The 14678-nt window shown below is 62.5% G+C and carries 15 protein-coding genes and 2 pseudogenes; 5 read left to right on the top strand and 12 right to left on the bottom strand.

Translation table 11 applies throughout. The annotated features are described in order from the left end of the window. Positions 1-1455, top strand: a pseudogene (locus tag U0988_RS07740) (chromosome segregation protein); the annotation flags it as partial. A 34-nt stretch (positions 1456-1489) separates the two neighbouring features. On the opposite strand, the gene U0988_RS07735 reads toward U0988_RS07740, so the two are convergent. From U0988_RS07735 to rpmF, 5 genes are all read right to left on the bottom strand, one after another. Next, the gene (locus tag U0988_RS07735) at positions 1490-1912 is read right to left on the bottom strand and encodes a MerR family transcriptional regulator (protein WP_322292051.1); all 423 of its coding nucleotides are present in this window, start codon (positions 1910-1912) and stop codon (positions 1490-1492) included. Between the two features lie 5 nt (positions 1913-1917). After that, positions 1918-2217 carry an integration host factor subunit alpha gene (locus U0988_RS07730; RefSeq protein WP_322292050.1) on the bottom strand — a complete coding sequence of 100 codons (300 nt, stop codon included), beginning with the start codon at positions 2215-2217 and terminating at the stop codon, positions 1918-1920. A gap of 148 nt (positions 2218-2365) precedes the next feature. Beyond that, positions 2366-3331, bottom strand: a complete 966-nt coding sequence (locus U0988_RS07725) for a beta-ketoacyl-ACP synthase III (protein ID WP_322292049.1) — start codon at positions 3329-3331, stop codon at positions 2366-2368. Next, positions 3328-4368 carry a phosphate acyltransferase PlsX gene (gene plsX / locus U0988_RS07720; RefSeq protein ID WP_322292048.1) on the bottom strand — a complete coding sequence of 347 codons (1041 nt, stop codon included), beginning with the start codon at positions 4366-4368 and terminating at the stop codon, positions 3328-3330. The genes U0988_RS07725 and plsX overlap by 4 nt, the downstream gene beginning before the upstream one ends. A 28-nt stretch (positions 4369-4396) precedes the next feature. Then, on the bottom strand, positions 4397-4576 hold the full coding sequence (gene rpmF, locus U0988_RS07715; RefSeq protein ID WP_160754831.1) for a 50S ribosomal protein L32: 180 nt from the start codon (positions 4574-4576) through the stop codon (positions 4397-4399). 199 nt (positions 4577-4775) lie between these two features. On the opposite strand from rpmF, the gene U0988_RS07710 reads away from it, so the two are divergent. Continuing rightward, complete coding sequence (locus U0988_RS07710) at positions 4776-5168, top strand: MAPEG family protein (protein WP_322292047.1); 393 nt, start codon at positions 4776-4778, stop codon at positions 5166-5168. Between the two features lie 4 nt (positions 5169-5172). Here the strand turns inward: U0988_RS07710 and U0988_RS07705 are convergent, their stop codons facing one another. Then, positions 5173-5868 (bottom strand): MBL fold metallo-hydrolase, encoded by a 696-nt coding sequence (locus U0988_RS07705; RefSeq protein WP_416172377.1) that lies wholly within the window; start codon positions 5866-5868, stop codon positions 5173-5175. Positions 5869-5923: 55 nt separating this feature from the next. Beyond that, positions 5924-6577 carry a LexA family transcriptional regulator gene (locus tag U0988_RS07700; protein ID WP_322292046.1) on the bottom strand — a complete coding sequence of 218 codons (654 nt, stop codon included), beginning with the start codon at positions 6575-6577 and terminating at the stop codon, positions 5924-5926. 174 nt (positions 6578-6751) lie between these two features. On the opposite strand from U0988_RS07700, the gene U0988_RS07695 reads away from it, so the two are divergent. From U0988_RS07695 to U0988_RS07685, 3 genes are read left to right on the top strand one after another with little or no spacing between them, the layout of a single operon-like run. Then, positions 6752-6955: a hypothetical protein gene (locus U0988_RS07695; RefSeq protein ID WP_322292045.1), complete on the top strand. Its 204-nt coding sequence runs from the start codon at positions 6752-6754 to the stop codon at positions 6953-6955. Continuing rightward, entirely contained in the window at positions 6945-7304 is a 360-nt protein-coding gene (locus U0988_RS07690) for a hypothetical protein (RefSeq protein ID WP_322292044.1), read from the top strand. Before U0988_RS07695 ends, U0988_RS07690 begins: the two co-directional genes overlap by 11 nt. Positions 7305-7362: 58 nt before the next feature. Beyond that, positions 7363-8094, top strand: coding sequence for a TonB-dependent receptor (locus U0988_RS07685; protein ID WP_322292043.1), 732 nt, complete (start codon positions 7363-7365; stop codon positions 8092-8094). An 18-nt stretch (positions 8095-8112) separates the two neighbouring features. On the opposite strand, the gene U0988_RS07680 is transcribed toward U0988_RS07685, so the two are convergent. From U0988_RS07680 to U0988_RS07660, 5 genes and pseudogenes are all read right to left on the bottom strand, one after another. After that, on the bottom strand, positions 8113-9558 hold the full coding sequence (locus tag U0988_RS07680) for an aldehyde dehydrogenase family protein (RefSeq protein WP_322292042.1): 1446 nt from the start codon (positions 9556-9558) through the stop codon (positions 8113-8115). A 25-nt stretch (positions 9559-9583) separates the two neighbouring features. Beyond that, complete coding sequence (locus tag U0988_RS07675; RefSeq protein WP_322292041.1) at positions 9584-11239, bottom strand: acetolactate synthase large subunit; 1656 nt, start codon at positions 11237-11239, stop codon at positions 9584-9586. Between the two features lie 160 nt (positions 11240-11399). Next, positions 11400-12341: a D-2-hydroxyacid dehydrogenase gene (locus U0988_RS07670; protein ID WP_322292040.1), complete on the bottom strand. Its 942-nt coding sequence runs from the start codon at positions 12339-12341 to the stop codon at positions 11400-11402. Positions 12342-12424: 83 nt separating this feature from the next. Continuing rightward, on the bottom strand, positions 12425-13900 hold the full coding sequence (cysS, locus tag U0988_RS07665; RefSeq protein WP_322292039.1) for a cysteine--tRNA ligase: 1476 nt from the start codon (positions 13898-13900) through the stop codon (positions 12425-12427). A gap of 61 nt (positions 13901-13961) precedes the next feature. Then, positions 13962-14678 (bottom strand): annotated as a pseudogene (locus U0988_RS07660) (hypothetical protein); the annotation flags it as partial.

The raw sequence follows: 14678 nt of genomic DNA, 5'->3' as shown, positions 1-14678 counted from the left end.
TTGCAACGCGGGCTCATCGCCGCCGAGCGTGCGGTCGGCGAGGCAGCGGAGGCCGAACGCCAGGCCTTGCGCAGTCTCGATCAGGCCGAGGCCGCGCGCGAACGCATCGCCGCACAGCTAGCCCAGCTGACAGCCTCTGCGGCCGATCTGGCCGAGCAGCGGGCGCAAGTCGACGCCGAGCTGATCGCGGCGCGAGAGCAGCAGGCGGCCCTGCCCGATCCTGCCGCCGGGCGCGCCTCGCTCGACGCTGCGCAGGCCCGGCACGAAGCGGCCCGCTCCATGCTCCAGTCCGCCACCGCCGAACTTGCCTCGCATGATCAGGCGCTGGCCGTGGCGCGCGAACGCACGGCGGCGCAGCGAGCCGACATGGCAAGCTGGCAAGCGCGGTCCGGCGATGCGGCGCGGCGGCTGTCCGACTTCGCCCGGCGGCTGGAGGAAATCGAACAGGATCAGGCCGTTTACGCCGCCAAGCCCGCGGGCCTGATGCGCGAGATCGAACAGGGCGACAGCGTCCGCGAGCGGCTGGGCAAGGAACTGGCCGCAGCCGAAGCAGCCGTGTCGGATGCGGCTGCGGCGGCGCAGCAAGCGGATCAGGCCTTTGCCCAGGCGAATGAAGCGCTCAGCACCGCGCGCGAAGCCCGCGCCGGATCCGCCGCCCGCGCCGAAAACGAGGAAGCCCGCCGCAGCGAGATGGCGCGGATATCGGGCGAGCGCTTTCAATGCCCGCCGCCGATGCTGGCCGGCCGGTTCGGTTTCGATGCCGAAGCGGTGGGGAATTCCTCCGTGGAATCGGACGAAATGGAACGGCTGACCGCCGGGCGCGAGCGCATCGGGCCGGTCAATCTGGTGGCAGCGGAGGAACTGGCCAGGCTCGAAACCGAGGCGGGCTCCAGCGCCGAAGAACAGGCCGAACTGGCCGAGGCCGTGAACCGGCTGCGCGGATCGATCGGCAATCTCAACCGCGAAGGTCGCGAACGGCTACGCGCCGCCTTCGAACAGGTCGATACCCATTTCCGCCGACTGTTCACCCGCCTGTTCGAGGGCGGCCAGGCCCACCTCGCGCTGATCGACAGCGACGATCCGTTGGAGGCTGGCCTCGAGATTTACGCCCAGCCGCCCGGCAAGCGTCTGCAGTCGCTGACGCTGCTGTCGGGGGGCGAACAGGCGCTGACCGCAATCGCGCTGATTTTTGCGCTGTTCCTGACCAACCCCGCGCCAATCTGCGTGCTGGACGAAGTGGATGCACCGCTCGACGACGCCAATATCGACCGCTTCTGCGATTTGCTGGAAGCGATGACCCAGGAAACCGATACCCGCTATCTGATTGTGACGCACAACGCGGTAACGATGAGCCGGATGCACCGGCTGTTCGGTGTGACGATGGTCGAACAGGGCATTTCGCGACTGGTCAGCGTGGACCTCGGCGCGGCAGAGGAGTTGCTCGCCGCGGAATAGCTGCAGCTTGAGAAATTAGGCGAGCCGTCCGCCTTCAGGCCTCGAGCGCCCTGGCAAGGGTCGAACGGATCGATTTCAGCCGGGCGATCACTTCTGCAGGAACATCGGCTGGCGGGTTGGTACCCGATTCAGCGGAGGATACTTCCGGTGCCAGTTCCGCGGCCACATGGCCCGGGTCCAGACCGGGCGGAGGCGGCGCGCGATGCACGTCCTTCAGCACCTGCTGCGCGCCTTTCAGCGTATAGCCCTCGCGGTTGACGAGCTTGTCGATGGTTTCCAGCAAGGTGATGTCTTCGGGCCGGTAATACCGCCGGCCACTGCGTTTCAAAGGGTGCAGCGAAGGAAATTGCTGTTCCCAATACCGCAGGACATGAGACTTGATCCCCAGCGCCGCACTGACTTCGCCGATCGTGCGCAGGGCACGTTCGTCCTTACCGTCAGTGAATCGGGCGCTCATCGGGGTCATTCCTTGGCTATGCGGTCCTTGAGCAGCTGGCTGGCGCGGAACGTCATGACCCGGCGGGGCGTGATCGGAACCTCCACCCCGGTTTTGGGATTACGCCCAATCCGTTCCTTCTTGTCACGAAGAACAAAGCTGCCGAAACCGGAAATCTTGACGTTTTCGCCGTTCGTCACCGCCGTGCAGATCTTTTCGAGAATCGCCTCGACCAGTCCAAGCGACTCGGCGCGGGAAAATCCCATTTTGCGATTGATGGTTTCTGCCAAATCGGCACGGGTCAGAGTGCCCACTGAACGCATCATGCACGTTCTCCTTGTTCTTCATAGGCGCGACCCGATGAATAATGACAAAATGATACATGTTAACTTGCTACTTAACAACCGGAAAGCCACTGAAATATGCGGAAATCCCGGCGTTTGCCGCTGCGTTCGGATAGCAGGCGTGCATCGGTCACATACGGACTAGACTTGCGCCCCAGGTAAAGCCGCCGCCCATGGCCTCGAACATGACCAGATCGCCGGGTTTGATCCGTCCGTCTTTCACTGCGACATCGAAGGCCAACGGCACGGATGCTGCCGAAGTGTTCGCATGTTGGTCAACGGTTACAATGACTTTTTGCGGGTCAAGGCTCAATTTTCGCGCCGTAGCATCGAGAATCCGCGCGTTCGCCTGATGCGGCACGACCCAATCGATATCATCGGGGGTCAGGCCCGAATCCTTCAACGTCTCGCTCAGCACTGCGGCCAGATTGACCACGGCATGACGAAATACCTCGCGTCCCTTCATGCGGAGTTTGCCCACCGTCCCGGTGGTGGATGGGCCGCCATCGACATACAGCAATTCACAATGTGCACCGTCGGCGTGCAGTTTGGTAGTGATGATGCCCGGACCGTCGGCGTCGCCTTCGCGCGCTTCCAGCACGATTGCCCCGGCACCGTCTCCGAACAGCACGCAGGTAGTCCGGTCGTCCCAGTCGAGAATGCGGCTGAAGGTCTCCGCGCCGATCACCAGGGCGCGCTTTGCCATCCCCGTTTGCAGCATCGAATCGGCGGTCGCCATCGCATACAGGAAGCCCGAACAAACCGCCGCGACATCAAAGGCAATCCCGCCGTTGCAGCCCAGGGCGTCCTGGACCTTGGTGGCCGTGGCGGGGAAAGTCTGGTCCGGCGTGGCGGTGGCCAGCACGATCAGATCGATCGATGCAGGCTCCATCCCGGCCGAAGCAAGCGCGTTGCGCGCAGCCTCGATCGCCAGAGTGCCGGTCGTTTCGCCGTCCGAAGCGATGTAGCGCTGGCGGATACCGGTGCGCTCGACAATCCATTCATCGCTGGTATCGACCCGCTCCGCCAGCTCGGCGTTGGTCACCGCCTTGCCAGGCAGGGCAGAGCCGCTGCCGCAGATGACCGAGCGGATCATTTCGCCTCGCGCAGGCGATCTTCGCCAAGCGCGGCCATATCTGCAGCGATCCGCTGGGTCAGGTCTTCTTCCAGCAAGCGCGCCGCGACCATCACCGCGTTCGCGACTCCGCCCGCGCTTGCGCTGCCATGGCTTTTCACCACCACGCCGTTGAGGCCGAGGAATACCGCGCCATTATGGTTGTTGGGATCGAGATGGTGTTTGAGCAATTCGGTGGCCGGCCGCGATACCAGAAAGCCGATCTTGGAGCGCAGCGAACTGGTAAAGGCGTTGCGCAGCAGATCGGTCACGAACCGCGCCGCGCCCTCGATCGCCTTCAGGGCAATATTGCCGGAGAAACCGTCCGAGACGACCACATCCACTTCGCCGCGGTTGATCTTGTCGGCTTCGATATATCCGTCAAAGGTCATCGCCAGCCCGGTGGCGGCGCGCAATTGTGCCGCCGCGACTTGCAACTGGTCGGTGCCCTTCATTTCTTCGGTGCCGATATTGAGCAGCCGCACCCGCGGCGCTTCGCGTCCGGTGACGATCCGGGAATAGGCGGCACCCATGATTGCGAATTGCACCAGATTGCGGGCATCGCATTCGGTGTTGGCACCAAGGTCGAGCATGACCACGTCATTGTCGCCAAGCGTCGGCAGCAGCGCGGCCAGCGCGGGCCGGTCGATTCCCGGCATGGTGCGCAAGGCTAGCTTGCTCATCGCCATCAGCGCGCCGGTGTTTCCCGCACTGACAGCGGCCCCCGCATCACCGCGCTTTACCGCGTTGACCGCAAGGCCCATCGATGTGGTCTTGGCGCGGCGCAGGGCCTGGGTGGGCTTTTCGTCCCCGCCGACGACATCCTCGCAATGGAGAATTTCGGACGCTTCGCGCAGATTGGGGTGTGCTTCCAGGGCGGTCCGGATCCGCGCTTCGTCACCGACAAGCAGGAATTTAAAGCGGTCATGATGGCGGCGAGCCTCTGCCGCGCCGTCGATCATCACGCGCACGCCGATATCGCCGCCCATCGCATCAATCGCGATACGCGGAAGGCTCATCAGCGCGTACTCCGTTTACTTGGAGAAATCAGAGTCCGACCGCAACGATCTCGCGACCGTTGTAATGACCACAAGCATTGCACAGGTTATGCGGACGCTTCAATTCGCCGCAATTGTTGCATTCATGGAATGCCTCGACCTTGAGCGAATCATGGCTGCGACGGTTGCCGCGGCGGTGCGGGGATACTTTACGTTTAGGGACAGCCATTGGAGGAGCCTGCTTCTATAAGTTTATCTGTTTCACGGGCCGCTCTAGGCGAAGGTCGGACATCGCACAAGGCCGACAACCCTGCGCAACTTCCTGATCCGTCCTAACGGCGAAGGCGCGGCCTATAGCGGATTCGCTGGCAGTTGCAAGCCGCTGCGCATATCGGTAGCAGGTTGAAACCAATCACAGGGGAATATCCATGCTGCTACCCGTTACGCTTACTGCCGCCGCCGCGGCGGCGATCCTCGCCATCTGGCTCAGCATTCGCGTGGGGCAAGTGCGCGGCTCGGAAAAGGTCAGCATCGGCGATGGCGGCAACGACAAGGTGATCCGCCGGATGCGCGCCCATGCCAACTTCGTCGAGAACACCCCGTTCGTGCTGATCCTGATCGCGGCAATCGAGATGACCGGCAAGGGAGGCAACTGGCTCGCCTATGTCGCGGCGATCTATATGCTCGGCCGGATCGCCCACGGGCTGGGGATGGACGATGGCCGCTTCGGCAAAGGCCGGATGATCGGCACGCTGGTCACCATGCTCACCCTGCTTGGTCTGGCGATCGCTGCCACGCTGATCCCGCTGCAGGTGCTGTAAGCCCTCACGCCAGCGCGTGATCGCTCACGAACTGGTTGGTCTTGCGTTCCTGACCGAAGGTGCTGATCGGACCGTGCCCCGGAATAAAGGTCACGTCCCCGCCCAGCGGCCATAGCTTTCCGGTGATCGCGTCGAGCAGATCCTGATGGTTGCCCATCGGGAAATCGGTCCGACCGATCGATCCCTGGAACAGCACGTCGCCGACAATCGCGAACTTGCTCGGGGCGTGGTAGAACACCACATGGCCCGGCGTGTGGCCGGGGCAGTGGATCACGTCCAGGGTCAAATCGCCGACGGTGACGGTGTCGCCGTCCGACAGCCAGCGATCGGGCTCGAACACTTCGCCGTGGATGCCATATTTCCGGCCGTCTTCGTCCAGCCGCGAAATCCAGAACCGGTCCGCTTCGTGCGGGCCTTCGATCTTCAGGCCGAGTTCCCGCGCCAGCACGCCCGCTTCGCCGCAATGGTCGATGTGCCCATGCGTCACCAGGATCTTCTCCAGTGTCACGCCCGATTTTGCAACGGCCGCTTTCAGCATGGCGAGATCGCCGCCGGGATCGACCAGCGCGCCCTTCATGGTCGCGGTACACCAGATCAGGCTGCAATTCTGCTGCAGCGGAGTGACGGGCAGGATTGCCGCGCGCATTGGGGGTTGTCTGGTTTGGGCCGGGTTGGTCTGAGCTGTGCTGGCTTCGGTCATGGCAGCGATCTGGCGTTTCTTCAGCCGGATTGCAACGCCGACGCCCTGCCCGCCCCTACAGCCGGCCGCTTTTCCACACCACCCGGCCAATGATCTCCACCTCGTCCGCGCCGACCTCGACCGGGGGATAGGCCATGTTCTGGCTCAGCAGCGATAGCCGCCCCGCGCCGAGCGCCGCCACGCGCTTGACCACCAGCGTATCGCCCAGCCGCACCACGTGGACCCCGTCGCGAAACGGGCGGGGAGCGCGGTCCACCAGAATTTCGTCGCCGGCGCGGAGCAGCGGCTCCATCGAATCGCCCTCGACCCGGATCGCAGACAGCTGCGCGGCCTCCAGCCCCTGTTCACGCAGCCATCGCCGGGAGAACCCGAAATTGTCGAACGGAAGCTCCGTCGCGGACAGCGAACCCGGCCCGGCGGAAGCCCCGAGAGGCAGGCGCGGGACCATAATCCATTCGTGATCCTGCGCCGACAATGGCAGCTTCACCGATGGGTTATAGGAAATTTCCTCCGGCCCGCCGATCTCCGATTCGGCCACGCCAAAGAACTCCGCCAAGGTGCGGCGGTCCCCCTCGAGCAAGTGCTTCGGGCTGCCCTTGCGGATAAACTGCTGTAAATATGTCTCGTTTCTCCCGATCAGGCGGGAGAGAGCGGACAGACTGGCCCCTCTTTCCTGGGACAAGGCTAGCAGCCGCTGTCGCGGGTCCATGGTCCTGCTTTCATGTGATCGCATCATTTTTCCTACATAGACGATGTATTTTTCCTAGACAAGTAGGATTTGAAAGGCAACGAATCGGGGGCTGGCCGAGTCGCCAGCGCTTCAGCGGGTAGCCGGATCAGCGGACGACCCGTCCCAATCTAACCAAGAACTGATGAGGGCCGCATGCTCATTCGTACTATCGAGAAATTCCTCCGCCAAACCGACATGGCGGCCACCAAATTCGGCCGCCTGGCCACCCATGATCCGCGCTTTGTCCTCGACCTGCGCAACGGCCGCACGCCGCGCACCCGAACGGCCAGGCGGGTGGAGCAATTCATCGCCCGGTATCAGGACGGCGCAGCGCAGGAGAACCCCCATGTCGGTTGAAACCGCGATCGACCTCCGCCCTTCGCGCAATGCCCGCCGCAGCGCTGCGGACAGATTGCGCGAAGCCCTGTGCGCGCTCGCAGCGGAGAAAGCGCAGGTCCTGCGCCATTCCGAGCAAGCCTGGGCCAGCATCACCTTTTCCGGCGCGCGCCACACGGTAGAACTAGCCTTCGAGGGCATCGAAGCCGCGAAGGCCGGCGAACGTTTCATCGCCGAATTGCCTGACCACGAATTCGCCATCCCCGGCCAATTGGTGGCCGATGCAGCGATCGTGTCGGTCGATCACACAATGCTGCCAGACGTCAGGCTGGTGGTAAAGGCCGAATTGCTGCTGCTGCAGGATGCGTGAAGGATTGACAACGCCCTGATTTCGTAGCGATCTGGCGCAGCAATGGGGGAGAGAACGGATGCGTGCTTCAATTTTCGGACTGCTGGCCTTGTTCCTTACGGTCCAGCTACCGACGTTGGCTGCCGCACAGGACCTCGAGTCGCAGGAAATCATGGTGACCGCTTCGCGCATCGCCTTCGAGGAAGACGAGTACGACGCATATAACAACGAACGGCCAGCCGTCGGATTGCGCCGCACCGCCGACTTTCTGGTGCAGAAAGTTACCATCAGTGGCGACACGCGCGATCCCAAGCAGCGCGCGAGTGAAATTCGCATAATGCTGAATGAAGCAGTGAAGCGCGCTGGCATTGCCGGGGTAGAGCTGGCCTTTGGCGAATACATCCTGACCCCGCTGTCCATCGCGAATGTGGACGAGCTTACCCTCATGAATGACAACCGGCCGGACAGCCAGCGGGTGTCGTTTCTGGTCAAGGCCAGGCTGTCGGACGCGCAAAGCGGGATCGCAGCGCAAAAGCGGATCGCGGATTACATCGAAAGCGTGCCGGAGAACGGGCGCGCACAAATGGACGGTTCGGGCGATGCCAGCCTCTCGGTGGTCGGACCCGACAGCTTCCGTCTGCAGATCACTGCGGCAATTGCTGAGGACGCGAACCGACTGACGACGCAAATGGGCGAAAATTACGCGGTCGAGGTCGAGGGGCTCAACAAACCGGTCCAATGGGCCCGCTCCGGCCCGTCGGAAGTGTTTTTGTTTATTCCTTACAAGCTGACGGTGTTGCCGCGGCCCTGAGCCAGCCCCGCGATCTGGTCACCCCGCGCTTTCGCGGCGGATGATCAGATTGCGGATTTCGCTCATGTCTTCCATTGCGAAGCGGATGCCTTCGCGGCCGAGGCCGGAATCCTTCACGCCGCCGTAAGGCATATTGTCGACCCGGTAGCTTGAGACATCGTTGACCACCACGCCGCCGACATCGAGCATGTCCCACGCATCCAGCACCTGATGGATGTCGCGGGTGAAGATGCCCGCCTGAAGCCCGAATTTACTGTCGTTGACCTGCTCCATCGCCTCACCGAAATCGGAGAAGCGGGACAGGTTGGCGAGCGGGCCGAAAGCTTCTTCGCGGCTGGCGTCGCAATCCCGCGGCACGTTCTCCAGAAGGGTCGCCTCCAGCATATTGCCCTCCCGCTCCCCGCCGCACAGCAGCGTGGCCCCGGCCGATACCGCATCGTCGATCCACCCCTTCAGCCGGGTAGCTTCCTTCTCCGAAATCATCGGGCCGATGAAGGTGTCGCGCTGCTTGGGATCGCCTGAGACCAGCGACTTGGTCTTTTCGACCAGCATATCCTTGAAGGACCCGTAAATATCTTCGTGGATGATGATCCGCTGCACCCCGATGCAGCTTTGGCCGGATTGGTAGAATGCGCCGAAGATGATCCGCTCCAGCGCGTGGTGCAGGTCGGCGTCCTTGTCCACGATCACCGCCGCGTTTCCGCCGAGTTCCAGCACGACCTTCTTCTTGCCCGCCTTGGCCTTCAATGCCCAGCCGACGCTGGGCGATCCGGTGAAGCTCAAGAGTTTCAGCCGTTCGTCCGTGGTGAACAGATCGGCTCCATCACGGCTGGCGGGCAGGATCGAGAAGGCGCCTTCCGGCAGCACGTCGCATTCGGCCAGAACCTCGCCCATGATGATCGCGCCCAGCGGCGTCAGGCTGGCCGGTTTCATCACGAAGGGGCAGCCCATGGCAATCGCCGGGGCAATCTTGTGCGCCGCCAGATTGAGCGGGAAATTGAACGGCGCGATGAAGCTGCACGGTCCGATCGGCACCCGTTTCCACATCCCCATATAGCCCTTGGCCCGCGCGGAAATATCCAGCGGCTGGACCTCGCCGTAATTGCGCGTGGCTTCTTCGGCGGCGATGCGGAAGGTGTCGATCAGCCGGGTAACTTCGCCCTCGGCATCCTTGATCGGCTTGCCCGCCTCGACACACAGCGCATAGGCAAGTTCATCGAACCGCTGCTTGAACCGGGTGACGCAGTGAGCCAGCACGTCCTGCTTTTCATAGCTGGCGAGCCGCGCCATCGGCTCCGCCGCCCGGACCGCGCCGGCAATCGCTTCCTCAATCACATCGGGCGTAGCCAATGCAGTGCGGAACGCGACCTCGCCGGTGAACTTGTCGCGCACTTCCAGGTCGGTGTTGGGCTGCACCGGCTTGTTGTTCAGATACAGCGGATAGACGTCTTTCAATTTCACCATGGTAATCTCCGTTACCCGAACAAGCTCAGAGTTTTGCGGAAAGTTCCTTGATGTCGTGGTTCAGGATCCGGTCGTTCTCCGAATAATCGACCGGGCAATCGATCAGATGGACGCCCGGCGTATCGCGGCAATGGGCCAGCAATTCCGCCAGATGCGCCGCGCTTTCGACCCGGTGACCGTTCGCGCCGTAGCTTTCGGCGTATTTGACGAAGTCGGGGTTGCCATAGGTCAGCCCGAAATCCGCAAAGCCCATATTGGCCTGTTTCCAGCGGATCATCCCGTAGCTGTCATCGCGCAGGATCAGCACGGTCATGTTGAGTTTGAGCCGGACGGCGGTTTCCATTTCCTGGCTGTTCATCATGAACCCGCCGTCGCCGCAGATCGCCATCACCTTCCGGTCCGGATAGATCATCGCGCTCATCATGGCCGACGGCAGGCCGGCGCCCATCGTCGCCAGCGCATTGTCGAGCAGCACGGTGTTGGGCAGATAGGCGGTGTACCCACGCGCGTACCAGATCTTATACACCCCGTTGTCGAGGCAGATGATCGCTTCTTCGGGCATCGCGGCGCGGGTGGCGGTGACCAGGTGCGGCGGGAAGATCGGAAAACGGGTATCGTCCGCCAGCCCCGACGTATGCGCCACTTCGGCCTTGCGGTATTCGAGCATGTGATCGAATTTCCACCGGCCCGACGGGACGATGTCCTCCTTGATCTGCCAGATCGCATTGGCGATATCGCCGATCACTTCGATCTGCGGAAAATAGACCGGATCGACCTCCGCCGTGCGGGTGGACAGATGGATCACCGTGACCCCGTTCTGCTTCATGAAGAACGGGGGCTTCTCGATCACGTCGTGCCCCACATTCACGATGCAATCGGCATCCTCGATGGCGCGGTGGCAGAAATCGCCCGACGACAGCGCCGCACAGCCGAGAAACAGCGGATGGCGTTCATCGATCACGCCCTTGCCCATCTGGGTAGTGACGAAGGGAATGCCGGTCTTTGCAATGAACTGATTAAGCATCCGCCCGGTCATCTTGCGGTTCGCGCCAGCACCGATCACCAGCACCGGCGCCTTGGCCGCTTCGATGGCTTTGACCGCCTGACGCACGGCCTTCACCTCCGCCGAGGGGCGCCTGGCGATGGATTTGGGGATCGGCCGGGAGTCGGTCTTTTCCTCGGCAATGTCTTCGGGCAGTTCGAGATGGACCGCACCGGGCTTTTCCTCCTCGGCCACGCGGAACGCCTCGCGCACCCGGCTGGGAATATTGTCGCCCGCGGCCAGCTGATGGGCATATTTGGTAATCGGCCCCATCATCGCGACCACGTCGAGGATCTGGAACCGGCCCTGTTTCGATTTCTTGATCGGTTTCTGCCCGGTGATCATCATCATCGGCATCCCGCCCAGTTGGGCATAGGCGGCGGCGGTCACGAAATTGGTCGCGCCGGGGCCCAGCGTCGCCAGGCATACGCCGGTCCTGCCGGTGTGGCGGCCATAAGTCGCCGCCATGAAGCCCGCGCCCTGTTCATGCCGGGTCAGGATCAGCTTGATGGTTTCGGAACGCGACAGCGAATCCAGGAAATCGAGATTTTCTTCCCCCGGCACGCCGAAGATATATTCGACGCCTTCCGCCTCCAGACATTGGATGAACAATTCCGAAGCTTTGATCTTGTCGGACAACGCGTATCTCCCCCAGTGTCAGCGGTCCGGAACGGATGCCGACAGACAAATTTGGCGCGACCGCTAGCGAAACCGGGGCTCCACGGCCTCCTCCGCCCTAGTCATCCTGCGTAACAAAGACCGGCACCGGAGTCACCCGCCGACTAGCCTGCCGAACGGATCAGTATCCGCGCGCAGGGTCGAAGCGCGGCTCCACCGGCTCGCCCCGATGATACCGGTCCAGATTTTCGAGGAACCGCTGCGCCGAACGGGCGAACATCTGATCCTGCGCGCGGCCCGACAGATGCATGGTGATGTGGGCGTTTTCCAACGTCCACAGCACATGATCGGCGGGCAGCGGTTCGGGATCGGTCACATCCAGCAGCGCGGCGGCAATCGTCTTGTCCTGCAGCGCGGTAACCAGCGCCGTCTGATCCACCACCGTGCCGCGGGCGATGTTCACCAGCACGGCGGTATCCTTCATCGCGGCCAATTCCTGTCCGCCGATCATGCCATCGGTTTCCGGCGTCGCTGGCACCGCCAGAATAAACCAGTCGAACTCGCCGAGCCGGGCGCGCCATTCATCAGGGCCGAGCGTACCGTCCGCACCGCCCGAACGGCGCACCACGGTCACGTCCACATCGAATGCCTTCAGCCGCGTCTCGATCAGTTTGCCGATCGCGCCGTAGCCCAGCAGCAGCGCCTTGCTGCCAGCCAGTTCGATCTTGCCCGGCGAATCCAGCAGCCATTCGCGCCGGTCCTGAGCGCGCACGACATCGCGGTATCCCTTGGCATAGGTGAGCATCATCATCACGGTGTATTCGGCAATGGTGATGGCATTGATCCCCACGCCATTGGTCACCGTCACGCCGCTCTGCGCCAGCAGATCCAGCGGCAGGAAATCGAGACCGGCATAGATGGAATTGAACCATTTCAGCTTTTCCGCACGGCGCACGCCCTCGGCCATCGGCGCGTGATCATACAGGTCGAACCAACCAATCTCCGCCTCCGGCACCAGTTCGAGCAACTGTTCGGTGGAGGCGAACCAGTGCGGCTCCACCCAATCGGGCAGATGCGGCTCAAGAGCCGGGCGGATAAGCGCGCTGAGTACGGCGATGGTCATTGGTTATTCGACTCCCGTAAAAATTCCTCCCCGACAACTTGTGTTGGGGAGGTGGCAGCGCGGAGCGCTGACGGAGGGGCCACTCACAGCTTCCAGTCCCAGCCCAGCGGATCACCGTCCATCACTTCGACTCCCTTAGCCGTGAGTTCATCGCGGATGGCGTCGGAAGTGGCGAAATCCTTCGCCGCGCGCGCTTCCTTGCGGCGCTCGAGCGCGGCTTCGATTTCGGGTTCAGTGATGGCGGCGGATTTAGGGCGGATGCGCAGGTCGGCGCGGGAGAGGTTCAGCAGGTTGAGGCCGAGGACAGAGTCCATGAGCAAAGTTGAAATCACAATACTGTCGATGAAGGCAGCGCCCTTAAGTCCAATGGCTTCTTCAAAAGCGACCAGCGCTTCGGCAGTATTAAGGTCGTCCGAAACCGCGCCCTCAAACTTTTCCAATGCTCTCAACGAAACCTGCTCAAGTCTGTCGCGCAATACAAGCGGATCTCGCGATAGCAATTCCTTAAGGACGGAAGGTTCTACCTTAAATTTTGAGCCCCCAACAATCATCACCATCCGCTTGAGCCGCACAAACGCCGCCTGCAGACCTTCCCACGAAAATTCCAGCTCGCTGCGGTAATGCGCCTGGAGGCACATCATGCGGTAGGCCAGCGGGTGGTAGCCCTTGTCGATCAGCAATTGCAGGCGGAGGAATTCGCCGCTGGATTTGGACATTTTCCCGGTCCGCTCGACCAGGAAATTGTTGTGCATCCAGATGTTCGCGCCACTTACATCGGAATGGCAGAACGCCTGGTTCTGGGCGATCTCGTTGGGGTGGTGAATTTCGCGGTGGTCGATCCCGCCGGTGTGAATGTCGAACGGAAAACCGAGCAGTTTTTCGCCCATCACCGAGCATTCCAGATGCCAGCCCGGCGCGCCGCGGCCCCATGGGCTGTCCCATTCCATCTGGCGCTTCTCGCCCGCCGGGGTCTTGCGCCAGATTGCGAAATCGGCGGCGTGGCGCTTGCCCTCTACGGTATCGATCCGGCCCTCTCCATCCTCCGTCACCGCGCGGGCGAGCCGCCCGTAATCCTTGACCGTCGAGGTGTCGAAATAGAGGCCGCTCTCCAGTTCGTAGCAATGTTCCTCCGCTATGCTTTTCGCGAATTCGATCATCTGCGGCACGTAATCGGTGGCGATGGACCAATGCGCAGGCTGACGGATATTCAGCGCCTTCACATCGTCCCAATAGGCCTGCGTATAATGGCGCGCGATATCCCAGATATCCTGCGCCTTTTCCGCCGCCATCTTCTCCAGCTTGTCCTCGCCCGAATCCGCATCGTCGGTCAGATGGCCCACATCGGTGATGTTGATCACATGGGTAAGCTTGTAGCCTTTCCAGCTGAGCGTACGCCCCAGCACATCGGCGAAAACATAGGCGCGCATATTGCCGATATGGGGGTAATTATAGACCGTCGGCCCGCAGGTATAAACGCGCGCCTCCCCGGCATGCACCGGAGTGAAGGTTTCCAGGCTGCGGGTGAGCGAATTGAACAGTCGAAGCGGCGCTTGGGTCATGGCTGCGCGCCTTGCACGCAGCGCAAGGTGGCGGTCAAGATTGCAGTGGTCCGGGGCCGGATTATTCGGCCGGCTCCCGGCAGGCCTCGCTGTCGGCGTCCACCCCTTCGCAATCCGGGCCAGAGACCCAGAGATCCTCGTTCCCCGCGCCGGTAACCGGATCATCGAGCAACGGATCGTCCTCGCGCGATACGGTATCGCGCAGATCGACCAGAATGCCGCCGAGATCGTCTCCGCCCTGTTCGTCGCCGCCCAGTTCGTCGCCGCCGGATTCGTCGTCACCCCGCGGATCGATTTCCTCCTCGATCAGGTCCTGGATCGGATCGCCGGGAACCGGAGTGCGGAAACCCGGGCCGATGCCGCAGAACGCCGGGTTGCCGATAAAGCATCCGTTGATGGTCGAGCCGGGATCGAACTGCGACGGCACACCGGCGGCGGACAGGGCATCGATCCCGGTCAGCCCGCCGACAGTGCCGTTGACCACGAGGACCGCGGCGGGATTGGCGGTGCCGCTGGGCACGGTGTCCGCCGTAAACCCGCGCCGGTCGTCGAAGGCAGTTCCTGCGCCGCTGTTCTGGATCAGCAGCGCATCCTCCACGGTGAAGGATAATTGCGCGGCGGAGAAATAGCCCGCGTCGTTGACCGCCCCGTCGTTCTGACCGAGCCTGGTATTGACCGTTAAAACTGTCGCACCGCCGATAGCCGCTGCCGCCGCGTCGCTGATCGCGCGGATGGTTGGCGCGGCCAGATCCAGCTGGCCGGCAAGCCCGCCATTGGC

This window comes from Allopontixanthobacter sp., assembly GCF_034376665.1.
In the GTDB taxonomy this organism is placed as follows: Bacteria; Pseudomonadota; Alphaproteobacteria; order Sphingomonadales; family Sphingomonadaceae; genus Allopontixanthobacter.
Note: the sequence above shows the minus strand (reverse complement) of the source record. Positions and strands in the feature narration are given on the sequence as shown.